Source organism: Stenotrophomonas sp. CCNWLW57, from assembly GCF_037203925.1.
Lineage (GTDB): Bacteria > Pseudomonadota > Gammaproteobacteria > Xanthomonadales > Xanthomonadaceae > Stenotrophomonas > Stenotrophomonas rhizophila_A.
The window spans coordinates 120,445-143,964 of the sequence record NZ_JBBCBJ010000001.1 but is presented as its reverse complement, the minus strand read 5'-3'; the positions used below and the strand labels follow the sequence as shown (position 1 = coordinate 143,964).

The window sequence follows — 23,520 nt, the reverse complement described above, 5'->3', positions numbered from 1 at the left end:
GTTACCGTCGGAGTTCTGCTACGAGGCTCGATGCTATCCCTCCTTGGCCCAAGCCGAGGCCGATATGCGGGCGAGTACCGGAGTCTATGGACCGCTTTGGCGCCTGAATAAAGTTAATCGGACCGGCGTCAGAACCACCGGTAAGTCGAGAGATGTCCGACGTGCAGGACGCCGTGGCTGCATGTTATGCAGTGCTAAAGGAGTCAAAGCTGGGCGGATGGCCGGCGCGCTTCGCGATTATTCACGTGGGATCATGGTTGCTCTTCGGCATCATGATTGTGGTGATGGCCACCGTCGGACTGGTGAGGGGGCTCTAACGCCTAGCTCTGCTAGAGCCGTTGATCTGCCAGTGAAGATGGTACTTGCGCTGATCGGAGTTGGAGACATAAGCGGTCGCGACGGCAGCGAGGTGCGTCGGAATTGAAGATGCCGAGCCGGGGCCGCATCTCCAGCATGCTTGATTCCACTGGTCGTACTAACTACTGCTACAGCGCGCTCGGTGACTTGGTTCGCCGCATCCAAGTGGTGGAAGGGCAGTCGCTGATGCTGCGCTACACCTAGGCGCCGTCGGGTCGGCTCCACTCGATGACCTGTCCAGACGGCAGTCTTGTTGACTGCGGCTACGAGCTGGAGCATGTAGGTGACATCAACGCCTGGAGTGCTGGTGAGAAAGCTAACGCAGAGTCCTATGAGCGATTTTTGAGTCTTCAGGCGTATCGGAGCCAAGCCGAGTGTGAATCGAACAATAGAGACGCTATGGAGTCTTTTGTGCGTACCGGCTTTTATCCAGCGATGATGGGTTCAATTAAGCGGTGGGATTCAAGTCGAAAGCATGACCTGACGGAATGGTGACTTACTTCTCAATTTTTGCGCGGGCTGAGGGGATAGGTGTTGATTGAACTGGAGAGATCTTTGATGATCCGATACCTGCTGGTGATCTGTGTGTCCCTCGTTTGTGCATTCTCGATTCCGATTGGGAGGGTGGGCGCTTCTCCGTCTTGCCAATGCCCGCCGATGGAGCTCGAATTTAAGCATTCGGAAGGCTCGCCCGAGCTGCGTACAAGCGTTTTAACACTTCGGAACCTCGGCGATGTGACTGTGTACTTCCCGCTATGGGAGCCGAATTCCGCCTCTTGCGTGCCCCTCCTGCATTGGGGCGCGTACCAAATCTACACCCGCAACTCGAACTACACCCGCGAATTAAATATGCGGGGATGGGTGCCTATCCTTGAAGCGGGCTCGTTACCTCCATGGGGAGGAGCTCTGGTCGTCAATCCAGGTGCCACCGTCGACTTGCATATTGGGATCGAGCGCGTCCTTCAGGAGAATGACATTCCGGAAGCCATGGTGATGGTGGAGCTGATTTCGATTGCCACAATGTGCCAGGTGAGGTCGACTGCGATAAGCGTGCAGGATCTCGCGAAGCTACTTCCACCTAGTCAATAGGCCAGCGTCTATGAAGTGACTACATACCGTCCATGCAAGCGTCCGACGTCGGGAGCTTCTTCCAAAGGGCGCGCGGCAGCGCTTGAGCAGGAGTTGAAGGGAGTGGTGTACTCCACTGAAAGGGGGTGCTCAGACGCAAATAGAGGCAGGCTTCAGTCAATAGTGGAAGCCGGAGCGTACGACGCTTTTTCTGCGTCTAAGCGCAGGTGGGATGACAGTGGTCGACATTCGAGGGGTGTGCCATGAGGCTGAGCGGGAGTGTCCTGCTGTTGGCTGTGCTGTTAGTCCAAGGTTGTGCCGCTGAACTTCGTCGTAACGCAGCGTGCCCTTTGCTGGACATCGACTTCGTCGGCGTCAAGGATCGGGGCTCGTTGCAGGCTCGAGGAGAGTTCACGATACGTAGCTCAGGTGCGCGTTCCAGCGATATCCCTCTTGGAGACCCTGGCCGCTCCTTGGTTGATGATTACTACGTACGTGTGCTTCGACGAGATTCGGCGACCTCGGAATGGCGGGAGGATGATCCCGATCTCGGGCATTCGAGGGCGCCAGCGGGTGCGCTGGAGCTTGAGCCCGCAGGCTCTACGACGCTCTATATGAAGAAATGGTTGTTTTCAGATCAACCTTCACTGCCGGAGGGTGAGTTCGCAATTCTGTTCTATAACGAGGACTTCACTTGCCGCTCAATCTCGGCCCCCTTTACGATTCATTGATGTGGCGGAGGTGGTCGTAGGGTGGCGACCTACGGGGGCGCTTCCTGGCAAGTCACGAGGATACTAAACTGCTCCAGATCTCTGATGAAACAGATGACGTCATCTTCCTGCTCTCAACCGACTGGTTCTCAACCTGGATGTTCTCCTTGGGTCAATGGAGGGGCGGGCAGGCTTCATTAGCGCTGACGAAGGACGTCGCCAGACGTGCTGCCTCGGACATTCTTTCGGGATCCACTGACTACTACTTGGTGGATCTGTCGCCCACCAGAAAGGCGGCGACCTTTGATCAGTTCATGAAGGAGCTGAAGGCGTGCTTGGATGAAAAGGCATCGCGGGATCTCCGTAGGCTGGTGGATTCAATCACCGGTCATTCGCTGCTATCTCGTGACCAGAGATGGGCGCTCAAGGCAGCTTTGATTCGTGCGATGGCCCTCGGTCTCGGGGCTGACGCCCGCGCTGCGCTGGGCGAGGGAGTGGTGGCCGTGGTGATCAACATGTTGGAACTGCTCGGTGCCGGCGAGATTCCATTCCAGCCTGAAAGCAGATGGGACGTGGAGCTCGACAGCAAATTTGGTGGTCTTCCTGGAAGGCTCGAAGACCTCGCAAGCGCTGCCTACGCCCCCAGCGTGCTCTTGCAGGAAGTGGCAGTTGCCACTCGTCGTCTGCATTACGGCCAGCCTGACGTGGCGCGGCTGGCTGAATGGTGGGCAGGTGCTGCTCAGCATCTCTGCATGTATGTCGAGCCGCGCTCCCTTGCCATCCATCTGGACGAGCTTGGTGGCTTGGCTGGAGAATCGTAGACCACTCGCCTCCGGTCGATGGCTTCGGATATGGCGTGTAGTATCTGGATTGCTCATATAGGGATTTCTGGTTTGTTACTGCGGGAGGCTGGTGTGAGTGACGTGACGGGTCAGGAGATGTTTAATGATGTCGAGTTCCATGATGGCGTCATCAATTCAGTCTCCCTATCAATCGTTGAGCGAACATGCGAGATCGATTTAAGCCTTGGTGACTACAAGGTGGGTAGGGCGAGGTCAGCGTGCTTGCTCGCCTGTACGGGCACAGAGGACTTCTTCGGGCGATTTGGTTTTGAGGAGTTGGCTGACAACGCCTCTTCCGGGAACATCCAGGATGGCCGCGTTGACACCTCACGCGGAAGTCTTCGGCTCTACCTGGCGGGAGGGCTCGTAGAGGCGGCCGGTCGTGATGTGCGGTTGGCTGCACTGCCTCGGCCAATGGATGCAGCCGAAACGTCGCGCGTTCGGGCTGGCCGCGGCGGGTTCAAGAAGATTGAGGACGTAGAGTTCGATTTCTCATATCTGGAATCGATCCATTTCTCGCCTGCTGCCGGTATTTGCTCCATGAACCTGCTCATGCGCAAGGGAGGCATCACCTCAGACCCCCAGCCCGTGACGATCGCATTCAGTGGTGTGACGTCTTGCCTGGCCAAGCTGGATGTCGCCTCGCTGGCGGGCGAACACCGGTTTGGCAATGTTCGAAGCTGCATAGTTCACCGCAAGCAGAACATGATCAGGATGTACGTCAGCGATGGCTTCATTGAAGTAGTCGCGACGCGCGTCTCGATTGTTCAGTGATGACAGCCCGGGAAGTCTTGCCGTGATGCTGTTGTTTGGTACGCCCATGGTCGTAGTTTGTTGTTCGTCGCTAAATGAATCAAAGGCTTCCTGTCGTCTGTGGCACGGCCCTTCCTCGCGCTCGAAGGAATTACCATGACCAACGCGTTGCGATGGATGGCAGTAGTACCCGCCGCCCTTGTCAGTTTCGTGGCTTTGTTCATGTTGCTGGCGTCGCTGCGCGGACTGTTGCTGCGCTTCTGTCCGGACGGTGATCTGGGAACGGAGTGGACCTCGGATACGAACTGCATCCCGGAAAGACGTCATGGGCGGGGCACCAGCAACAGTTCCGATCTTGGCAGGTGAATCTTCGCGGGTACCTTGAGGTGGCAGACGCGATGAACTGCAAAGGTTATCCTTCCGACGCTTGGGAGTGGGCAACGAAGCCACTCCCGACTCAGCGTGCACCGAGGTAGTTTTTGATGGAATTTTTGGACCGCCATGCTTTGGCAAGTGCTTGGGTTGCCTTGCAGCGCGCCACCGATGGCTCCGCTCTACAAAGCGATTCCCAATGGTCTGCCATTCAGCTCAATATGATGTGTATTGAGGATCCAGAACAGGCATGGGGATCGGTTGTCGAGATATTTGAATTGAGCTCCGATCCGTGGGTGCTGGAAAATCTGGGGGCTGGTCCCGTGGAAACGCTGTTGGGCTTGCATGGCCAATTTGCATTGAACGCTATTGAGTCGTACATGTCCGAGAAGAAGGCCTTTTTGGGTGTCTTGACCCATGTGTGGCGCGATGCACTGTCGCCGGAAGTCGCACAAGGGCTGACGTCTCTAACCAAGAGACGGTGAGCGCGCGAATTCAGTTCTGTTGAACTTGCGATGGAAAAGGTTATGCGTTGAGCAGAGGTCAGCGACTTTTCAGCGGCAATGCGCTTCCGCGGGCAACGTGGAGGTGTAGTGTTTGGCTTGGTGCATCGCGTTGGTGTGGAAACTGCTTGGTGCTGCAGAGGTAGTCTTGCCCTCTCTGGATTTGCCTCGAATCGCGCACGATTCATCGTCTCAATCCCGCAGGGTTTGGGTCTACAGTAGGAATGCGATCAGAGTGTTGGGCGATGCTTTTGCTGCGCTTCTGTCCGGACGGTGATTTAGGAACGGAGTGGACCTCGGATCTATCGCTACCCAGCCCAGTAGTGAGCATGCCAACTTGGTATGCGGCATGGCTTCCTGATGTCGAGATGGCACTGTTGGTGTTCGCGTTCACGGTTGCGGTGGGCGCGGCCGGATGCGCAGCGGCATGGGTGGCGCCCTCCAGGAAATTCGCATGTGGATTGTCTGCCGCCGGCCTGGCCATCCTGAACATGTATCTGCTTTCCCGCTTCTCATGACAACGTTCCGTGTCCATGCTCAGGAATAGAGGGTGATTGGTCCAGTGAAGATGTTCTCAGACGATTGGTTCAAGGCGGAATGGAGGAAGCTTGGATACCACTACGAGCGGGATGATGAGGCGAAGCAATGGAACATTGTTGGATCCAAAGCCGGACTTCGCTCGCTCGTGACTGAGCTGCGTGACTACGCCTCTCATCAAGAGAATGACTGGGTTTCCTGCCACCGCAATCTAGGGCCGTACGACTACCTGGAGATTGGTACATGGAGCTCCGCCGTAATCGATGATCATTGGATTGCAGGTGCTTTGAGCGACCTGCTCGGTTTGGCCGCCCACATTGGGGATTGGGTTGATGCCTCGCAGATTGAGGCGAGTCTATCTGTAAGGTCATTCTTCAGCCCGGGCTCTCCTTATGACCTTTGCCTGAGGATGGAGGCAGATGACTTCGATCCTGCATCGCTGGATAGGGCTTTGTATGGGCGGCTGGGCGGGGTCAGCGGATTTAGCCGTGTTTGAGTTGCAGGTCGAGCTACAAGCCTTGCGAGGTTCGGCAGAACTGCCGCAGACGCTGTGCCAGATCCAGATGCAGATCTACGTTCTGGTCGCCAGCGAGGAAACATTCGGTGAAGTCCTGAAATACACCGATCGCGTGAGCTGATCTCTGGCGCGGACAAGGTCACAGGCTGGAAGGTGGTAACAAGCTTGTTGGATCTCGAAATCCAGAGATCATCGCGTATCCGATTACTTCGGCTCCAACCAGGATGTCCAGATGTCGATCAGGCAACGAATCACTTCATGGTTAATCGCGATTTCTATTTCAGCTGGCGTGCTCGTAGTTGGCTGCTCGAAGCCTGAGATCGCGTGCGGAACAGTTGTCAAGCCGAAGAATGCAACGGATTTCGAGCTGCAGCTTATAGCTATTGCGCGGGCTGAGTCCGAAAAAGTCTGCACCCAAGTGGAGGGTGCGAGGTGCGATTTCTCGGTCTATAGGACGAAATCTGGCTGGACTGTTCAAGCGTCCCCGAGCTTCCCTTATGAAGGTAGATGCATCACCCGCATTGGCGGTGAGAGATACTATGCCTTTGATGAGGTTGGGAAGCTGGTCGATGTCATCAACGGTTTTTAGCCGCGTCCGGTCTTTGGCGCGGTCGGTAATGGGGCATGAGATCCTTGGGGCAGATGATGAAATTCAGATTTGATTTTTCCCTGTTCTACTCTCCCACTCAACCGTATGGCTGCGTTACGGGGTATCTTGAAGTGCCCTCCGCCCCCGTGTTGGGGGAGCTAGTCCAGATGTTTGGAGAGGGAGAGGATGGGGTTCAATTGGCGCTGAGAGTGGACGCGGTACTGGAGGCTGATCCAGATCAGCCCAGAACTTTGATGTTGGAGGACCATGTCGCCGACGGATTCGCCGAAGCCGAGTTGCTTGCACGCTGTTTGGAACAAGTACACAAGTTCTTTGTCGACGTCTACTAGGTTGCGGACGCGCGGACAACAGGGTCAGATGCTGCATGACCGCAGCTTGTATGATCATGCCTTTTCCAAAGGAGACCATGGTAGTACGGGAAGTATCACCACATGGCTGGGACACGCTGCCGACCTCAAGGGGCTGCCCGCTAATATTGCTGACATGATTGTGCTTGGAGAGATGGCGGGTTGCGGCATGATCCTTGAAGAAGAAATGGCGATTGGTCTGATTGTTCCGGATCCTTGGGGGCGTTGATGAGATTCCATGTCGATATGTCGCTGTACTCCTCACCGACGGAGCCATACGGAAACGTGACGGGGTTTGTTGAGCTTGATTCGCTCCCGTATGTCGGACAGATGTTTCAGCTCATCGGGAGTAGTGAGACCGGCTCGGCGCTGTCTCTTCGCATTGAAGGTGTGAGGGATGCTGGTGAAGAAGAGGCTTCTGGTTCTATAGCGCTGGAGGATTACGTCGTTGAAGGGCCAGAGCTGGCGGAGCGTCTCGGTGAAAGGTTGGATAAGGAGACTGGGTTCCACGTCTACGTGTACTAAAGGGTGGCGCAAGCACGTATGGTCGTCGACTAAAAAGGGGAAATGTAGGCATCAAGAGCCCGTCGCTACCTCACTTCCTGATGTCTCCGCTGCAGCTCCAGCCACATTGTCTGCGAGATACCGCAGAACGGGCCCGGGCGCTGGGCTAGATTCAGATCCACATCGTGGTCACCGGCCAGGAAGCATTCGGGCAGTGGAGTGGGGCTGCCGCGCTCCCTCGGGAAACTCCACCCGCGTGATGACCAGTTAGCCGACAGTCGCCTCGATACCTACGCTTACGCCGATCTGAAGCCTGCGCTTTCCAGCCAGTGGCCGTGTATCGCTAAGCTGGATGCGGTGCCGCCGCCGACAGTGTCCGTCCACCCATAGGTGTGGGCGCGAGCGGTGTAGTGGTGTGGCCGTTCCGCCGTGCTCTGGAAGTCGTATGCTTCCCTCGGGCGTAGGTGCTAATTCGAAGTCTGGGACACGCCGGGGGGTGGTGCGGCCCAGCTTGGCGACGGGCTTCTCCAAGGCCGTGGAGGTGCATCGCCGCGCTTCTTCGATGTAATCGATCAAGGTCACGATCAGTTGGCCCAGGGCTGCTTCGATGCTTACGCTTGCGCCGACCTTGAGCTTGGCGGCAAGGCCGTTCTCTGGAAGAAGCGGTGACCTTGCCTTCAGCGTGAGAGGGCGTGATCATCAGGCTCCCGAGGAGCAGGGCAGTGAAGTACGAAGACTGAACTGAGGTGCTGATCCACGATCGGGTGGATCTGGGCGGGGGGGGGGGGCATGACCGGGTCGGTTGTCACGGTAATTGATAACTGGAGACCCTGATTACCTAAAGGAGCATTGGGGTCACCTTGCACAAGGCGCCTTGGTGAAATCGTCGGAGATGGGCTTGGTGCATTAATGGGTGTCGAAGCCGGAAGGCTTTAGTCCAGAGTAGGTGCCTATTGAGCCGGTTGCTAATTGACCTTGGAGTGGCTTTATGAGGTACGTCAACGAAGCGAGGAGCATTCGGGCTGGAGACTCCGTACTTGTTGAGGGCGGTGTAAAAGGCGTTGTGGTTTGCGATTTCGACCACTGGAACTGTTTGAGCGGTTATGAAAGCTGGCTAAGCAAAGTCGAAGTGGTCGGCGGTACATCCTTGTCGAGCGGGGTTCTAGTCGAAGCCTCCGAGATCGGTATGGTCCATTACGCCGAGCCAGATGATGAAATAGTGTTTCTTGCCAGCATTGACGCTGACCACCACCCGCGTTGAAGTGATGGAACCTATGGAACGGAGTAAGTGTTGGTGTTTGATGTTTGGCGCGTGTATCGCGATGGCCAGCGCTGCCTGTTCAAAGCCCCAAATAGACTGTGGAGGCGGGGTGTACCCAAAGGCGGCAACCGATTCCGAATTGCACCTTGTGAGCATTGCAAAGGTTGAAGCAGCGGAATTTTGTAGCCAGGCCGACTCTGGCTGTGACTTTTCCGTCTACAAGACGAGGGCGGGCGCCACGGTCAAGGCCAGGCGGATGGTTGCTCACGATGGGCGGTGCGTGAACTTCATCGGAGATGAAAGGTTTTACAGTTTCGATAAATCAGGGAGGCTTGAGGGTTTAATTAAAGGGCTCTAGCGGAATCTTCCAGGTCGCAGCTCCGTAGTCGCCGAGCGGTAGGGCGCGGTCATGTAGTGAGCGTTGACAGTCCTTGCCAATGATGTCGGTCAAAGCAATTGATTATCGGAAAGTGCGACGCTGGCTTGGGATGGCAATGGTGGAAGCGCCCGATTACCATCCTCCTAGCTGAGCTTATTAAGCAAGCTGGAGAATCCTTCACGCCCGTCTCGGCCTTGATGATGCGTAAGCCGAGAGGTCTGGAAATGCTTGCTCGGTCCACTCCGAGTGAGAACAGGAGAATGACGATGGAAGGCGTATCTGAGGAGGATCTTGAGGATTCAATGAAGAGTTGCCTCTTCTACTTCGCAGACTCGGCCAGAATCGCTGCGGCTGGCCCCGACCTAGCATTGCAGCAGTCCAACGGTCATTTCGCTGCCGCATGGGAGCTCAGGCAGGAGCTTTTGGTTGGAGAGTCACTGCTGCACTGGAGTGGAGTGTCGGAGACGCTGAAACAGAGAATTGCACGTCTGGTGGGAGCTGCGGCGGCCCTGTCGGAAGCCGCGTTTGCAGGGAATGATGCAAGTGAACTCTTTCATCCGTCTTGGGAGCAGGTCAGGGACGCCGCAAGCCGATTTCTCGTCGCCAGAGAGATCGAGCTGGCTGGATGAAGAGGGTGCTGCGATGGTTGGGGCTCATGCCCGGGTTCCCGAGTGCCGAAATGGCCTTGCTACTATTGGTGTTTGCAGAGGGGGGGCTGCAGCCGGAGATCCAGCCGAAGCGGATGGTAGATGAGTACTCAAAGCAGAAGCTCGGCGCGAGTTCAACCTGTCACGTCCTATGTCGCTGCAGGTTCCCACGGAGTGATGAGATAATCCCGCATGGCTAATCTTCCAACTGCAGTAACGACCGAGTACGACCGCCTCGTCAGCGCGGATGACTGGGATGGCGTGAGGGTCCTGCTCGCGCCTCTTGTGGAGTCAGGTCTTGCTGAGGCGCTTTACCTATCGGCCATGTCGAGTCAGCCGGGCGAGGGTGAAGAGGAGTTCCACGCACGTCATGTCGATTCTGTAAGAGTGGCGGCGGAATCGGGATACGCGCCTGCACTATTCATGCAAGGCATGTATCACTTGTTTGGTGACATGGCGCCATTGGACAAGGAGTCGGCTGCAGAGAATTTTGCGGCCGCAGCTCGTCAAGGCTACCCACCCGCTCAGTATGAGTACGGACTCTCGTTGGTACATGGGGTCGGCGTTCCCGCCGATATCTTGAAAGGGATGAGCCTGGTTCAGGCTGCCGCTGCTGCTGGGAATGAGGCTGCCCAGGAGTTTGTTCGAGCCGAGGGCGGAAGTGCCAGGTTATAGATAGGGGCCCGGGTGGGAGCGGCAGTGCGACGGCGGTGCGGTTTTGTTGGGGTGTTGGCGACAGCGGGGGGCTGGCGTCACGTGGACACGCATGGCGTATCGCTACGCGGGTTTTCGCCTGTTGCGACACGCCAAGTATGTCCATCGCGATGCCAGGCGCAGGCGGAGCGTCGCGAAACTTGAGGCGTTCCCAACGGCAGGCCGTGGGGCCGTCCAGCGGAGGAGGACGGCATGCCTTCGGTCCCGCAGTGACTCGCCCCACGCCCAGAACGCGGCCCGATCGGCTTCCTCGCTCTGGAAGTCGTATGCTTCCCTCGGGCGTGCGTGCCAATTCGAAGTCTGGGATACGCGGAAATGGGCAGATGGGCTTCTGAAGGGATGCGGGGATGAAAGACGTAACGGGTCAGATGCAGAGATTCAAGGAAGCAAGCCGGCATATCTGGAATTCCTACCTGATGCCTGGCGAAGGTGTCCTGGACATGGCGGTGGAGGATTCTTTCCTCCAGATCGAGCGAGAGCTGCTGCGCAGCATCGTGCTCGAGGGGAGTGCCGCTGCAGATCAATACGGGCACTCCGCCATTGGTGGCCTTATCGTGAAGCCAAAGCCCCTGCATTGGGAAGTGCCTGTCCAGTTTGCCCGTGCCGGGTCAGATGGAAATAACTACTGGAGCGAGGACGAGCGGGTTGCAGCTGTCGATATTCCCAAGCTTGAGTTCGTGGACTTCTTCGATCGGACTCACTACGGGTATATTGATTACGCCATTGTTCGCGCAGTCGAGTCTGGCTCTGGGCGGCGGGTGCTGATCCAGGCCTTGTACTGTGATTTCTGGTGGGACGGAATGGACGGCGGGTCTCAACCTTGACAGGTTCGAGCGCGGCCTTGGATGGGAAATGAGAACGCGACCTGCCGGTTGCAGGCCAATGGAAGCTTTAGGGGGTTAGCCGGCTATGTACAGATTGTCCGTCGCACTTTGGATTGCCGCGTTCCTTTCTGGCTCGGTGTCGAGCGATTCGGCTTACGCAGGCCCAGGTTGCGAGTGTCCGCCCATGCAGCTACGAATGCTTTGGGTCGAAAGCGCGGCGGAGGGGCGGGAAGGGGTATTCAGGTTGACCAATCAGGGAAGTGTTCCGGTGTACTACGCGCTCTCTGAGCCTATAGAGACTGCGCGCTTGCCATATCTGCACCCGAACGCCTTCTACTTCTCCGTGCTGCGCTCCGCTCTGGAAGGTTGGGAGCCGATCATTACGCTGGGTAGTACCGACCAGTGGAGGGGCGTTCTGGCCGTTTTCCCCAACGAGAGTTTGGATGTCAGTGTTCCCATGGACGCGGCCTTCCTCGAACAATTTGACCCGGATGCTACGCTTAGTCTGAAAATGATTAGTATTGCAACGCGCTGCGAGGTTGATTCCGAATCGGTACGCGTAGGCGACCTGGCCGGTCGGGTTGGTGGCGATGATCATGGATAAGCTCGTGTTTTATCTCTTCTACATCGGCGTGGCCACCGTAATCAGTCGGACGTGCGCGGTGATTCTTGCGCGTCGAGTTGCGGATAAGACCGCGGGCGAGGAAGTTCTCGCCAAGTTGCGCCTATTGGCGTCCAGAGACATCGGCGATATGCAGGACACCTTCTACGGGTGCGTGCTGGCGATCAGGACTGGTTCCTTGCGCAGGCCGGCGACAATCGCTGCGCTTGTGCAGATGTGCCTGTGGGGCGTAGTCGTTGCCCTGCTGTTGATGATGGCCGTCTTGGGTATTATTGAGATTGTGCAACACGGACAGGGGCAGTGATCGTGTATCCGGATGTGGAAAAATCAAGTCCGGGGAATGAATGGAAGGGATTGATCGCGTTCTTGCGGGCGTTGTGCTCAATCTATGAGCGCGGGAAAGTTCAGGATCCTAACGCTGGCAGGTAGCCCCGACCTTGGGCTCGGCGACGAGACCGTTCTCTGGAAGAAGCGTTGACCTTGCCTTCCAACGTGAGGGGGCGTGATCATCAAGCTCCCGAGGAGTAGCAGTGAAGTACGAAGACGGAACTGAGGTGCTGCTTCATGATCGGGTGGATCTGGGCGGGGGGATGACCGGATCGGTTGTCGCGGTGTTTGATAACGGGAGATACACCCCTGATTACCCAAAGGAGCATTGGGGTCACCTTGTGCAAGGTGCCCTGGTGAAATCATCGGAGATGGGCTTGGTGCATTTTCCGGTTCCCAGTGTTGATTTCACGCTAATTCGGCGTGGTTGAGGCGCCTTGCGGTCTGGACGGGAAGAGGCCTCATGGGGAGCAATGATGCAGCGGTTCGTGCGTGTGTCCGGTACGGTGCTGGGGTCCTGTGGAGCGCGTACAGTGCCGCTGTGGTGACTGGAATGGCTGTTTGGCCGCTGCTGCAGCGCTACCTACAATCTGACCTTAGCTCCGGGGAGTAATGCAACTGCGATGATCGCTGTGCACGAATCGTTGCGGAAATCAGACAGGCAATGCATGAAATGAACCGGCGAAGCGAAGAGATGCTTGTGGAAAAGTGCAATATGTACAATCTCGCCAGATTCGCCCCAAATCCTGCGTAAGGGCCAGGGTGCCTCGGGTATTGGGGCGGGCACGGTGAACAGATCAAGGGATGGCAGAATCGATTGAGAAACAAGATCTCTGAAGCGATCAGTAAAAACTGCTATCTTCCATTTGGGGCAATGAGAGCTGCTTATCGAGGGTTGCCCTCGATGCCGCGGGGGTGCTGAATGACGGCGCGAGAACAAAGCTTGGATTACGTGGTGTTTCTGCTGTCCACAGACTGGTTCTGCTGCTGGCTGGGTCGCCTCGGTATCTGGGATGAGAGCGGGCCTGTGCTTGCAGAGATAAAGGCTGCCGCTAGAGGTGCAACGAAGCGAATCTTCGGCGCGAACTCCAACTATTTTTACCTCGACCTGTCAGCGGAGAGAAGGGAAGGGACGTTTAACCAGTTTCTTGGCCTTGCCCGATCGGGAATTCGGAGCGCGGATGCTGAGAAGCTTAACTGGCTGGTTGGTCAGATGCTTGGCTGTGGGACTCTTTCCAGTGACGATCGTTGGGCGTTGATGACGTTTATCCAGAGACAGGTCGGGTCTGGGTTCGAGGCGGATCCGTCTGGTGTCTTGGATGCCGGGTTACGTTCCTCGCTGGTGGCGCAGGTAGAGAGGCTGACGATGCTTGATTCGTGCCGTGCCATCGAAAGCGAGTGGGATGAATCGCTCAGGGAGAAGTTCGATGACTTGCCCGATGCCTTGGGGGACCACGCAGCGGTGGGATTCATTTCGGCGGTTCTATGGGAATGCTTAAGGTCGGAGGTGTCCGCATCCGCTCGCAGCCAGGAGGTCAGAGTCAACATCGCTGATTGGCTGTGCCGTGGGGTAGAGATGCTTGGAATGCGGATCAATGCTGATGCGGTTCGATCTGACCTCCTTTCCGCGCGCGCAACCGACCACTGGATTCGGTAGGGCGCACGGGAGCAGGGCAGCTGGATCCTGAGAGCCTCAGGGGACGCGCGCATACATGTGAAGGGGGTGTCGCACTTGGTAGTGGGGCAACACCTATTGCTGGAGCAATACGTCAAGGGATGGGCGTGTACTGTGCGGCGTCACTTTAATCGCTTCAGCCACGCAGGGCGTGACTCTACGGCTGCGACGCGGTCAGCGTATTGATCGGTGCCTGTGCTGCAGGTCAAGCCACAAGGTCTGTGAGGTTTGGCAGAAGGGGCCGAGGCGTTGGGCCAGATCGAGGTCCACGTCCTGGTCGCCTGCGAGGAAGCATTCGGCGAAGTCCTGCGATACGCCGATGGCGTGGGCGAAGTCCAGGGTGGAAGCGCCCATCGGGGCGAGGATGAGTTCGCGCACCAGCCAGCCGGGGTGCTCGACGATGATGCGGCTGTCCGGGGTGGTGCGGCCCAGCTTGGCGATGTGTTTCTCGAAGGCGGTGGAGGTGCTTCGGCGCGCTTCTTCGGGGTACTCAATCAGGGTCACGATCAGCTTGCCCTGGGTTGCTTCGATGCTCACGCTTGCGCCGACTTTGAAGCCTGCGCTCTCAAGCCAACGGCCGTGTATCGATAGGCATGGGACTGTGCCGCCGTCGAAGGTGTCCATCCAGGCGTAGGTGTGTGCGCGCACGGTGTAGTGGCGCGGGCGGTCTGCCGTGGGTAGCAGGAGTTCTGGGAAGAGGGGGGTGTTGCGTGGCGAGCGCATGGGGAGCCTCCGAGGGGAAAATCTCCCTTGCCATTGCGGCAAGGGAGCCGGGAGGTTCGAATCCGTGGTCGATCGTACGGCGGGCGTATTTCCCCGGTTAAAGGGTCTTGTATTAGCCACCCTCCCGACATGGGACGTCCATAATTTTGATCGACCTTGGAGATTCGAAGCTCCATCGCCACCATGCGCCGTGGTGGGGTCGGTAGCCAATCGATTCTGTCTGTTGGTTTTGCCGGGTTTGATAGGCGATGCCAACAGGTTGTCGCTAGCGGCCCGGGTTGGAGCGGTAGTGCGACGGCGGTGCGGTTTTGCTGGGGTGTTGGCGACAGGGGATCCAGCGTTACGTGGGACACGCATGGCGTGTCGCTACGCGGGTTTGTGCCTGTTGCGACATGCCGGGCGTGTCCAGCGAGATGGCGGGCGTGGAGGTAATCGGTAGTAACACGCCATGCGTGTCCATCGCGGTGTCCGGCGACGCGTTGCCCGTGGATCGTTGGGGTGCCGGGCGTCGATCTGCATTGCAGCCACGCAGGGCGTGGCTCTACGGTTTCATTTTCATTGCCGCGACGTTGGATTCAACCCGATTCCGGGTTTAGTCCATTCCCAGCTTTTTCAGCTTGTACCGCAACGCGCGGAACGTAATGCCCAACTGCGCGGCCGTCCGCGTCTTGTTCCAGCGGTTCTCTTCCAGCGCCTTCTGGATCGCGGTGCGTTCCATCTGCTCGATGTAAGACGGCAGCGCGCCGCTCCCCGCCGGCAGATCCACCACCGCTTCTTCATGCGCCGCCACGGGAGCTCCACCATGCCGAGGCACCCCCTGCTGCGGCAACCGGAGATCACTCGCCCCGATGGTGTCACCCTCGGCCAGCGCCAATGCACGCTCCAGGATGTTCTCCAGTTCGCGCACGTTGCCCGGGAAGTGATACGTGCCCATCGCTTCCAGCGCCGACGGCGCCAGCAGCGGAGTGGGCCGCCCATGCGTACGGGCCAACCGGGCCAGGATCGAAGCCGCCAGCTGCGGCAGGTCACTACGGCGCTCGCGAAGCGGCGGCACGCGCAGTTCAATCACGTTGATGCGGTAATACAGATCGTGGCGGAACCGCCCGTCTTCCACCAGGTCGCCCAGATCCTTGTGGGTGGCAGAAAGAATGCGCACATCCACCGGCACTTCGGTGGCCGCGCCCACCGGGCGGATCGACTTTTCCTGGATCGCACGCAGCAGCTTCACCTGCATCTGCAGCGGCAGTTCGGCCACTTCATCCAGGAACAGGGTGCCGCCATGTGCGGCCTGGAACAGGCCCGGCTTATCGGCATGGGCGCCACTGAAGCTGCCCTTCTTGTGCCCGAAGAATTCGCTTTCCATCAGTTCCGATGGAATGGCGCCGCAGTTCACCGGCACGAACGGGCCGGCCGCACGTGCGCTCTGGCCGTGGATGGTGCGGGCCACCAGTTCCTTGCCCACGCCCGATTCGCCCAGGATGTACACCGGCGCCTGGCTGCGGGCGACCTTGGTGATGGTGGCGCGCAGGCCATCCATCGCCGCCGATTCGCCCAGCAGCCGCGCGGTCGTGTCGCTGGTCAGCGGCGGCGGGGCAAGGCGTTCGGTGTTGTTAAGTTCCAGCGCGTGCTTGACCAGCCCGCGCAGCACCGAGATGTCCACCGGCTTGCTGACGAAATCGAACGCGCCGGCCTTCAACGCTTCCACCGCCAGGTCCATGCTGCCGAACGCGGTGATCATCGCCACCGGGGTGCGCGGGTAGTGCTGGGCGATTTCAGTGACCAGCTCGATGCCGTTGCCGTCGGGCAGCCGCATGTCGGTGATGCACAGGTCGTAGGGGTTGCTGGCCAGCAGCTCGCGCGCTTCGGCGAGGTTGGCCGCGGTGCTGATGCGCAGGCCCATGCGGCCCAGGGTCAGTACCAGCAGTTCGCGGATGTCGCGTTCGTCGTCGACGACGAGGGCGCTGCGGTTTTCGTTCATATGGGGGAAAGATAGCCGAGTGCGGTTGAAAACGACAAACTATTGACGCCTGCAGGGTAGCGCGTCATTGCGGCCGCATGGTGTGCGGCCCGGGCAGTACCAGCCGGAAGCAGGCGCCGCCGGCGGGCACCGAGACGTACTCCAGGCTCGCCTGGTTGCCCTTGCACAGCTCACGGGCGATATACAGGCCCAGCCCGGTGCCATGTTCGGAGGTGGTGTAGAACGGGCGGAACAGCTGGCTGGCAACCGATTCGGGAATGCCCGGGCCCCGGTCCATCACGTCGATCACCGCATTGCGGTCCTGGCGCGCCACACGCAGGCGTACGCGGGCCGGGTCTTGGCCGGTGCGGCCGTACTTCAAGGCGTTGTGCACCAACACGGTGAGGATCTGGTGCAGGTGGCGCGGGTCCACCAGCCCATGCACGGAAGACTCGCTGATGATCGGCTCGATGCTGTCGGTTTCCAGCGTGAGGCTCTGCTTGTACTCGAGCACGAAGCGGCGCACGAAGGCGGCCAGGTCCAGGTTCTCCGGGTTGGCCCGCTCGCGCCGGGCCAGGCCCAGCACGCTTTCCACGATGCCGTTGGTGCGCTGGCACTGCTGGTGGATGATCTGCAGCAGGCGGCGGTCGGTATCGCCGATGGCGGTGGATTCTTCCAGCAGCTGGGCGGCGTAGTTGATGGCTGCCAGCGGGTTGCGGATCTCATGGGCCAGGCTGGCAGAGAACCGGCCCATGGCCGAGAGGGTGAGAGATTCGGCGCGGCGCGAGACCACGGTGGAATCGTCCAGGAACACCAGGGTCAGGTCGCTGCCGGCCAGCAGGCGGGCAAAGCGCGGCTGCACTTCGGGCTGGTCGGGCGAGAGCTGCAGTGGGGTTTCTTCGTTGGTCCAGCCATTTCGCCAGCGCTGCAGGCGGCGGCTCAGGTCGGGCGCCGCGCTGCCCAGTTCCAGCAGGCCGCTGCCGCTGTTGCCGTCGTTGTCGCCGATCAGGGTGGCGGCGGCCTCATTGGCCAGGGTGATGCGGTTGGCACCATCGACCACCAGCACGCCGGTGCGCATGCGGCGGATGATCAGTTCGTTGATCTCGAACAGGTTGGCTACTTCGGCGCCGCGCTGGTTGGCCAGCTGCTGGTTGCGGCGGGCGCGGTTGCCCACCTGGTAGCTCACGAACGCCAGGGCCAGGAAGCTGGTGATGAACATGGCCAGCTCGGCCAGGGTGCGGTTGGGCTCGCCGTTCTCGAGCAGGTTCCAGACGTATTCGCCGGCGGTGGTGGCGCTGGCGGTGAGGGCCAGGCTCAGGCCCAGCGACAGCGGCAGCAGGGTGGCCGCGGCGGCGATATTGAACAGCAGGGCCATCGACAGGCCGGCGCTGGCGCCGGGCAGGGCGTGGGCCAGCAGCACGGTGGCGACGATGTCGATGAGCACGCTGCCCACCACGATCGGGCGCAGCCAGCGGTCGTTGCGGCCGGCCACCAAGATCAGCAGCGACAGCGCCAGGTAGCTGCCGCTGACCACGGCCGCCAGCCGCGGGTGGGTGGATTCGCCCACCATCGCACTCAACGGGCTGAACAGCAGGGCGGCGATGACCGCTGCGATCAGGACCCGGTAGAGGGCGAAAAAGTACAGCTCCCGCTTCGGCATGGACTCGATGCGGTCGATCAATGAAGCACTGGGTGACACGCCGGAACTCCCCTTCTGGCTGGGCCCAGTATAGGCATAGGTTTGGGCCCCGAGCCGCGCATTTTGACCATTCCCGACCCACCCCCGGCGGGGCGGCCCGGGCGCAACTGCCTGAATGAAGGTGGAAATCTCCCCCTCTTCACGCCCGGGCCCCGGTTTCTTTGCGCCGCGCCGCCGGGTCGTCCACAATAGTGGGCCCGCCGCGGTCCGTGCGTGCGGTCGTTCCTATTCCCACGGTGACGCATGAATTTCCACGAATACCAGTCAAAACAGCTGCTTGCCGAGTACGGCATTCCCGTCCCGGCCGGCAAGGTCGCGGCAACCCCCGATGAGGCCGTCGCAGCTGCCAACTCCCTGGGCCAGGGCCCCTGGATGGTGAAGGCGCAGATCCATGCGGGCGGTCGCGGCAAGGCTGGCGGCGTCAAGTTCTGCAAGACCACCGATGACGTCAAGGCCGCTGCGGCCAAGATGCTCGGCACCAAGATGGCCACCTACCAGACCGCAGGCGTTGAACTGCCGGTCAACCTGGTGCTGGTGACCACCGCCGGTGAGATCGTCAAGGAGCTGTACCTGTCGGTGCTGGTTGACCGTGGCACCAAGACCATCACCTACATCGCTTCTTCGGAAGGCGGCGTGGAGATCGAGCAGGTGGCTGCTGAAACCCCGGAGCTGATCCACTCGCTCAACGTTGATTTCGTTGAAGGCGTGCAGGGTTACCACGGCCGCGATTTCGGCTTCAAGCTCGGCCTGACCGCCAAGCAGGCCGGCCAGTTCGCCAGCATCATGGTGAACCTGTACAAGCTGTTCAACGAAAAGGACCTGGCACTGGTTGAAATCAACCCGCTGGCCATCCTGGACGACGGCAACCTGTACGCGCTGGACGGCAAGTTCGACAGCGACGACAACGCCGCGTTCCGTCAGAAGGCCCTGGTCGCCATGCGCGACAAGACCCAGGAAGACGAAACCGAAGTGACCGCTTCGGAGCTGGACATCAACTACGTCACCATGGACGGCAACATCGGCTGCATGGTCAACGGCGCCGGCCTGGCCATGGCCACCATGGACGTCATCAAGCTCAACGGCGGCGAGCCGGCGAACTTCCTGGACGTGGGCGGCGGTGCGAACAAGCAGCGCGTCATTGAAGCGTTCAAGCTGATCCTGTCTTCGGACAAGGTCGAAGGCATCTTCGTCAACATCTTCGGCGGCATCGTCCGCTGCGACATGATTGCCGAAGGCATCATCGCCGCTGTGAAGGAAGTGGGCGTCAAGGTTCCGGTCGTGGTGCGCCTGGAAGGCACCAACGTGGAAGAAGGCAAGCAGCTGCTGCGCGACAGCGGCATGGCCATCATCCCGGCCGACAACATCAACGACGGTGCCAAGAAGGTCGTTGAAGCTGTCAAGAACGCCGCCTGATCCGACACCGAAGGAATAACAATGTCTGTTTTGATCAATAAGAACACCAAGGTGATCGTGCAGGGCTTCACCGGCCAGCAGGGTACCTTCCACGCCACTCAGATGATCGAGTACGGCACCCAGGTTGTTGGCGGCGTGACCCCGGGCAAGGGCGGCACGACCCACATCGACCTGCCGGTCTTCAACACCGTTGCCGACGCCGTGCAGGCCACTGGCGCCAACGCTTCGGTCATCTACGTGCCGCCGCCGTACGCGGCTGACGCGATCCTGGAAGCTGCGGCTGCCGGCATCAAGGTCATCGTGTGCATCACCGAAGGCATTCCGGTGCTGGACATGCTGCGCGTGAAGAACGTGCTGACCCGTTCGCATCCGGACACCGTGCTGATCGGGCCGAACTGCCCCGGCGTGATCACCCCGGGCGAGTGCAAGATCGGCATCATGCCGGGCCACATCCACAAGCCGGGCAAGATCGGCATCGTGTCGCGTTCGGGCACCCTGACCTATGAAGCGGTCAAGCAGACCACCGAAGTGGGCCTGGGCCAGTCGACCTGCATCGGTATCGGTGGCGATCCGATCAACGGCCTGAACTTCGTTGACTGCCTCAAGCTGTTCAACGAAGACCCGCAGACCGAAGGCATCATCATGGTCGGCGAAATCGGCGGCGACGCCGAGGAAGCCGGTGCGGAGTACATCAAGAACCACGTGAAGAAGCCGGTCGTCGGCTTCATCGCGGGCGCTTCGGCTCCGGCCGGCAAGCGCATGGGCCACGCCGGTGCGATCGCATCGGGCGGCAAGGGCACCGCTGAAGGCAAGTTCGCCGCCATGGAAGCTGCCGGTGTGGTCACCGTCCGCTCGCCGGGCGACCTGGGCGCCGCCATCGCCAAGCTGGTCAAATAAGCGCGCCAGCCAACTCTGCGTAGTGCCGACTGTTAGTCGGCAAACGAAAAGCCGCCCCAAGGGGCGGCTTTTCTGCTTTTGCAGTCCGCCGAACCACCAGCGCTACAATGGGGCATCGCAACCACAGGCTTCACCCCATGACGTCGATCCGCATCGCGATGGCCCAGTTCGATTTTCCGGTGGGCGCGGTCGCGCAGAACACCGACAACATCATCGCGATGATCGCCGAGGCGCGCGATGAGTTCGGCGCCGAGCTGGTGGTGTTCCCGGAGCTGGCCATCAGTGGCTACCCGCCCGAAGACCTGCTGCTGCGCCCGCGCTTCCTGTACGACTGCCAGGTGGCCATGGGCCGGATCGCCGAATCCACCCAAGGCATCACCGCCGTGGTCGGCTGGCCCGAGGCCACCGGCGCAGTGGTCTACAACGCGGCCAGCGTGCTGCGCGACGGCGAGGTGCTGCACACCTACCGCAAGCGCGAACTGCCCAACTACGCGGTGTTCGACGAACGCCGTTACTTCGATATCGACCCCGATGGCGGCAGCTGCGTGTTCGAGCTGAAGGGCGTACCCGTGGGCGTGCTGGTCTGCGAAGACCTGTGGTTCCCCGAACCGCTGGCCGATACCGTGCGCAACGGTGCCGAGCTGGTGGTTGTGCCCAACGCCTCGCCGTACGAGCGTGGCAAGCACGCCCAGCGCGATGCGCTGCTGGCCGAGCGCACCCGCGAAACCGGGGCGGCGCTGCTGTACGTCAACATGGTGGGCGGGCAGGACGCGCTGACCTTCGATGGCGCCTCGGTCGTGGCCGATGGCGATGGCACCGTGCACCCGGCCGCAGCGGCCTTCACCGACCAGTGGCTGGTGGTGGACTACGACGCCGAAAGCCGCCGCTTCCTGCCGCGCGAGTGGATGGACGACGGCGACGAGAGCATGGATGCGCTGGCCTGGCGCGCGGTGACCCGCGGTATCCGCGATTACTGCGGCAAGAACGGCTTCAAGAAGGTGTGGCTGGGGCTGTCCGGCGGCATCGATTCGGCGCTGGTGCTGGCGATGGCGGTGGACGCGCTCGGCGCGGACAACGTCACTGCGGTACGGCTGCCCTCGCGCTATACCGCCGACGTGTCCAACGACCTGGCCGCCGAGCAGTGCCGCGCGCTGGGCGTGAAGCTGGAAGCGGTGTCGATCGAGCCGGTGTTCGAAGGCCTGATGACCGCGCTGGGCCCGATGTTCGAGGGCCAGCCGGCGGATGTGACCGAGGAGAACCTGCAGTCGCGCGCGCGTGGCGTGATCCTGATGGCGCTGTCGAACAAGTTCGGCGGCCTGCTGCTCACCACCGGCAACAAAAGCGAATACGCGGTCGGCTACGCCACCATCTACGGCGACATGTGCGGTGGCTACGCGCCGCTGAAGGACCTGTACAAGACGGAGGTGTTCGGCCTGTCCAAGTGGCGCAACACCGTGGGCGGCGCGCCGGTGATCCCGCCGGCGGTGATCGCGCGGCCGCCGTCGGCCGAACTTCGTGCCAACCAGACCGACCAGGATTCGCTGCCGGCCTACGACGTGCTGGACGGCATCCTGTACCGCTACGTGGACCAGGAGCAGTCGCGCGAGGAGATCGTGGGGGCAGGGTATGCCGCCGAGGTGGTGGACCGCGTGCTGCGGCTGGTGCGCACCAGCGAGTGGAAGCGCCACCAGGCAGCCCCCGGCCCGAAGGTGTCGCGCCGCGCGTTCGGCCGCGAGCGCCGCTACCCGATCAGCAACGGCTACAAGGGCTGAGCGAAACCCGGAAGCGCGGGCAGGGCGGGCGGGTGATGCTGGGCGATTCCCCCAGGAGCTGCCCCATGATCTGTTTACCCCCCTGCACGCGTCCGGCCGATGTCCCACGTAACGTGGTGACGACGGCATTCGCCGCACGGCCGGAGCCGTGCCAGGTCCGTAACCATCCGCCGCTGCAGGCACCGGCCGTCGTGCGGCCCGTGGACTACGACATGGGTGCCTGCCTCAGGCAGGCACCGGCCGGTACTACGCACATCACCTCGCTCTTCAACCGGCGCCAGGAAAGCCTGCCCGTTGAACAGCGCGGGCGATTCCAAGTGATGCCCACGCAGCTTCCTTCGCTGCAGGCGGGCCCGCGTTCGATACTGAAGCCCTCGCTCCCTGCGCGCGACTACCACGGCGCATCCTCCGCGCCGTCAATACCCCGGGTGACGCTCAGTGCCTGGTCCACGGAGAAGGATTGCCATGGCCGGATAACCCCGGTGCCGACCCGCGGCGTAGCTGGGCTCTAACCGCCCAACCCCGAAAACAAAAAAGGGTCCCGCAAGGGACCCTTTTTCTGTTTCAGCGCCGCGCTGGTATCAGCGGCGATTCATCGTTGCGTTGCGCTGGCCGGTGCTGGCGGACTTCTCGCCGGCGAACGGGTTCAGCTTGCGCACCATCCACGGATACTTCGGCCAGTTGCCCTGCAGCCACGGGTGCTCGGGCTGGTTCAGCTCCAGCACGCGGCGGGCGTCGTCGGCCAGGGTCTTGTTGCCCAGGTGGGTGTAGGCCTCGCCCAGGGCGGCCACGGCGTCGTACTGGAACGCGCTCTGCGGGTAGGTATCCAGCAGGTAGTTGGCGCGGCCGGCGGCGGAGACGTAGGCCTCGCGGCGCAGGTAGTACAGCGCGTTGTCCAGCTCATGCTGGGCGAACACGTCGCGCAGCTCCAGCATGCGGCTGCGTGCATCGGCAGCGTAGCGGCTGTTGGGGTAACGCTCGACCACGATGTTGAAGTCGGCATAGGCCTGGCGCGGCGTGGACAGGTCGCGGCGGCTCGGGTCCAGCGACCACACGCGGCGCAGGAACACCGTGTTGCGGTTGCTGTTGGCCAGGCCACGCAGGTAGTACATGTACGCGATGTTGCGGTGGGTCGGGTAGGTGCGGATGAAGCGGTCGATGCTCGACACCGCGTCATCGTGCTTGCCGGCCTTGTACTGGGCGTAGGCGTTTTCGATCATCGCCTGCTCGGTGTACGGGCCGTACGGGTACTGGGCGATCAGGCGGCGGAAGGTGGCTTCGGCGCCACTCCAGTTGCCCTTCTGCATCAGGCCGTGGCTCTTGTCGTAGATCGTTTCGACAGGCTGGCCTTCTTCCGGGTTGTCACCCTTGGCGCCACGGTGGCAGCCGGTGGAAACGAGGGCCAGGACCAGCATCAGGGCCGCGGTGCGGACGGGCGCGGACAGCAGGGAAGAGCGTCGGATCATGGGGTCAGGGCGGGACGCGGCTGG

At 60.6% G+C, this 23,520-nt stretch carries 29 protein-coding genes; 25 read left to right on the top strand and 4 right to left on the bottom strand.

Features of this window, described 5'->3' with window-relative positions; genetic code table 11:
• The first annotated feature begins 152 nt into the window (after nucleotides 1-152).
• From V9K91_RS00635 to V9K91_RS00535, 21 genes are all read left to right on the top strand, one after another.
• Nucleotides 153-317, top strand: coding sequence for a hypothetical protein (locus V9K91_RS00635; protein WP_210130939.1), 165 nt, complete (start codon nucleotides 153-155; stop codon nucleotides 315-317).
• A gap of 598 nt (nucleotides 318-915) precedes the next feature.
• Entirely contained in the window at nucleotides 916-1,446 is a 531-nt protein-coding gene (locus tag V9K91_RS00630; protein WP_336442529.1) for a hypothetical protein, read from the top strand.
• A 329-nt stretch (nucleotides 1,447-1,775) separates the two neighbouring features.
• Nucleotides 1,776-2,156 carry a hypothetical protein gene (locus tag V9K91_RS00625; protein WP_336442528.1) on the top strand — a complete coding sequence of 127 codons (381 nt, stop codon included), beginning with the start codon at nucleotides 1,776-1,778 and terminating at the stop codon, nucleotides 2,154-2,156.
• Between the two features lie 137 nt (nucleotides 2,157-2,293).
• Nucleotides 2,294-2,956, top strand: coding sequence for a hypothetical protein (locus V9K91_RS00620; protein WP_336442527.1), 663 nt, complete (start codon nucleotides 2,294-2,296; stop codon nucleotides 2,954-2,956).
• Nucleotides 2,957-3,049: 93 nt separating this feature from the next.
• On the top strand, nucleotides 3,050-3,751 hold the full coding sequence (locus tag V9K91_RS00615; RefSeq protein WP_210130937.1) for a hypothetical protein: 702 nt from the start codon (nucleotides 3,050-3,052) through the stop codon (nucleotides 3,749-3,751).
• Nucleotides 3,752-3,886: 135 nt separating this feature from the next.
• On the top strand, nucleotides 3,887-4,096 hold the full coding sequence (locus V9K91_RS00610; RefSeq protein WP_210130936.1) for a hypothetical protein: 210 nt from the start codon (nucleotides 3,887-3,889) through the stop codon (nucleotides 4,094-4,096).
• 116 nt (nucleotides 4,097-4,212) lie between these two features.
• Nucleotides 4,213-4,587 (top strand): DUF6869 domain-containing protein, encoded by a 375-nt coding sequence (locus tag V9K91_RS00605; RefSeq protein ID WP_210130935.1) that lies wholly within the window; start codon nucleotides 4,213-4,215, stop codon nucleotides 4,585-4,587.
• Nucleotides 4,588-4,973: 386 nt separating this feature from the next.
• Complete coding sequence (locus V9K91_RS00600) at nucleotides 4,974-5,123, top strand: hypothetical protein (RefSeq protein WP_210130934.1); 150 nt, start codon at nucleotides 4,974-4,976, stop codon at nucleotides 5,121-5,123.
• Between the two features lie 32 nt (nucleotides 5,124-5,155).
• On the top strand, nucleotides 5,156-5,638 hold the full coding sequence (locus V9K91_RS00595) for a hypothetical protein (RefSeq protein WP_249832999.1): 483 nt from the start codon (nucleotides 5,156-5,158) through the stop codon (nucleotides 5,636-5,638).
• A complete protein-coding gene (locus V9K91_RS00590; RefSeq protein ID WP_217538604.1) occupies nucleotides 5,631-5,780 on the top strand; it encodes a hypothetical protein in 150 nt (49 codons plus the stop codon). Before V9K91_RS00595 ends, V9K91_RS00590 begins: the two co-directional genes overlap by 8 nt.
• A 111-nt stretch (nucleotides 5,781-5,891) precedes the next feature.
• Nucleotides 5,892-6,248, top strand: coding sequence for a hypothetical protein (locus V9K91_RS00585; protein ID WP_336442526.1), 357 nt, complete (start codon nucleotides 5,892-5,894; stop codon nucleotides 6,246-6,248).
• A 378-nt stretch (nucleotides 6,249-6,626) separates the two neighbouring features.
• Nucleotides 6,627-6,845, top strand: coding sequence for a hypothetical protein (locus tag V9K91_RS00580; RefSeq protein ID WP_157771759.1), 219 nt, complete (start codon nucleotides 6,627-6,629; stop codon nucleotides 6,843-6,845).
• Nucleotides 6,845-7,141, top strand: coding sequence for a hypothetical protein (locus V9K91_RS00575; RefSeq protein WP_249832997.1), 297 nt, complete (start codon nucleotides 6,845-6,847; stop codon nucleotides 7,139-7,141). The genes V9K91_RS00580 and V9K91_RS00575 overlap by 1 nt, the downstream gene beginning before the upstream one ends.
• A gap of 967 nt (nucleotides 7,142-8,108) precedes the next feature.
• Complete coding sequence (locus V9K91_RS00570) at nucleotides 8,109-8,381, top strand: hypothetical protein (protein WP_157771757.1); 273 nt, start codon at nucleotides 8,109-8,111, stop codon at nucleotides 8,379-8,381.
• Between the two features lie 645 nt (nucleotides 8,382-9,026).
• Nucleotides 9,027-9,389: a hypothetical protein gene (locus tag V9K91_RS00565; protein ID WP_217538601.1), complete on the top strand. Its 363-nt coding sequence runs from the start codon at nucleotides 9,027-9,029 to the stop codon at nucleotides 9,387-9,389.
• 210 nt (nucleotides 9,390-9,599) lie between these two features.
• Nucleotides 9,600-10,082 carry a hypothetical protein gene (locus V9K91_RS00560; RefSeq protein WP_217538600.1) on the top strand — a complete coding sequence of 161 codons (483 nt, stop codon included), beginning with the start codon at nucleotides 9,600-9,602 and terminating at the stop codon, nucleotides 10,080-10,082.
• A 386-nt stretch (nucleotides 10,083-10,468) separates the two neighbouring features.
• Nucleotides 10,469-10,945, top strand: a complete 477-nt coding sequence (locus V9K91_RS00555; protein ID WP_336442524.1) for a hypothetical protein — start codon at nucleotides 10,469-10,471, stop codon at nucleotides 10,943-10,945.
• Nucleotides 10,946-11,141: 196 nt separating this feature from the next.
• On the top strand, nucleotides 11,142-11,549 hold the full coding sequence (locus V9K91_RS00550; RefSeq protein ID WP_217538598.1) for a hypothetical protein: 408 nt from the start codon (nucleotides 11,142-11,144) through the stop codon (nucleotides 11,547-11,549).
• Nucleotides 11,542-11,871, top strand: coding sequence for a hypothetical protein (locus V9K91_RS00545; RefSeq protein ID WP_336442523.1), 330 nt, complete (start codon nucleotides 11,542-11,544; stop codon nucleotides 11,869-11,871). Before V9K91_RS00550 ends, V9K91_RS00545 begins: the two co-directional genes overlap by 8 nt.
• 226 nt (nucleotides 11,872-12,097) lie before the next feature.
• Complete coding sequence (locus tag V9K91_RS00540; protein ID WP_217538595.1) at nucleotides 12,098-12,325, top strand: hypothetical protein; 228 nt, start codon at nucleotides 12,098-12,100, stop codon at nucleotides 12,323-12,325.
• Between the two features lie 524 nt (nucleotides 12,326-12,849).
• Entirely contained in the window at nucleotides 12,850-13,551 is a 702-nt protein-coding gene (locus tag V9K91_RS00535) for a hypothetical protein (protein ID WP_337308170.1), read from the top strand.
• A 192-nt stretch (nucleotides 13,552-13,743) separates the two neighbouring features.
• Here the strand turns inward: V9K91_RS00535 and V9K91_RS00530 are convergent, their stop codons facing one another.
• The 3 genes from V9K91_RS00530 to V9K91_RS00520 all read right to left on the bottom strand — a co-directional run bounded on the left by V9K91_RS00530 (nucleotide 13,744) and on the right by V9K91_RS00520 (nucleotide 17,948).
• A complete protein-coding gene (locus V9K91_RS00530) occupies nucleotides 13,744-14,292 on the bottom strand; it encodes a SymE family type I addiction module toxin (RefSeq protein ID WP_336442521.1) in 549 nt (182 codons plus the stop codon).
• A gap of 592 nt (nucleotides 14,293-14,884) precedes the next feature.
• Complete coding sequence (locus V9K91_RS00525; RefSeq protein ID WP_336442520.1) at nucleotides 14,885-16,270, bottom strand: sigma-54 dependent transcriptional regulator; 1,386 nt, start codon at nucleotides 16,268-16,270, stop codon at nucleotides 14,885-14,887.
• Nucleotides 16,271-16,334: 64 nt separating this feature from the next.
• Nucleotides 16,335-17,948 carry a HAMP domain-containing sensor histidine kinase gene (locus tag V9K91_RS00520; RefSeq protein ID WP_336442519.1) on the bottom strand — a complete coding sequence of 538 codons (1,614 nt, stop codon included), beginning with the start codon at nucleotides 17,946-17,948 and terminating at the stop codon, nucleotides 16,335-16,337.
• A 243-nt stretch (nucleotides 17,949-18,191) separates the two neighbouring features.
• Here V9K91_RS00520 and sucC point away from each other — a divergent pair, with 243 nt between their 5' ends.
• The 4 genes from sucC (at nucleotide 18,192) to V9K91_RS00500 (ending at nucleotide 22,542) form a co-directional block, all read left to right on the top strand.
• On the top strand, nucleotides 18,192-19,361 hold the full coding sequence (sucC, locus tag V9K91_RS00515; protein ID WP_068853794.1) for an ADP-forming succinate--CoA ligase subunit beta: 1,170 nt from the start codon (nucleotides 18,192-18,194) through the stop codon (nucleotides 19,359-19,361).
• Nucleotides 19,362-19,382: 21 nt separating this feature from the next.
• Nucleotides 19,383-20,258, top strand: coding sequence for a succinate--CoA ligase subunit alpha (gene sucD, locus V9K91_RS00510; protein WP_093533719.1), 876 nt, complete (start codon nucleotides 19,383-19,385; stop codon nucleotides 20,256-20,258).
• Between the two features lie 137 nt (nucleotides 20,259-20,395).
• The gene (locus V9K91_RS00505; protein ID WP_336442518.1) at nucleotides 20,396-22,030 is read left to right on the top strand and encodes an NAD+ synthase; all 1,635 of its coding nucleotides are present in this window, start codon (nucleotides 20,396-20,398) and stop codon (nucleotides 22,028-22,030) included.
• Between the two features lie 65 nt (nucleotides 22,031-22,095).
• Entirely contained in the window at nucleotides 22,096-22,542 is a 447-nt protein-coding gene (locus V9K91_RS00500; RefSeq protein ID WP_306987649.1) for a hypothetical protein, read from the top strand.
• Between the two features lie 69 nt (nucleotides 22,543-22,611).
• Here V9K91_RS00500 and V9K91_RS00495 read toward each other — a convergent pair whose 3' ends face one another.
• Entirely contained in the window at nucleotides 22,612-23,496 is an 885-nt protein-coding gene (locus tag V9K91_RS00495; RefSeq protein ID WP_336442517.1) for an outer membrane protein assembly factor BamD, read from the bottom strand.
• Between the last annotated feature and the right edge of the window lie 24 nt (nucleotides 23,497-23,520).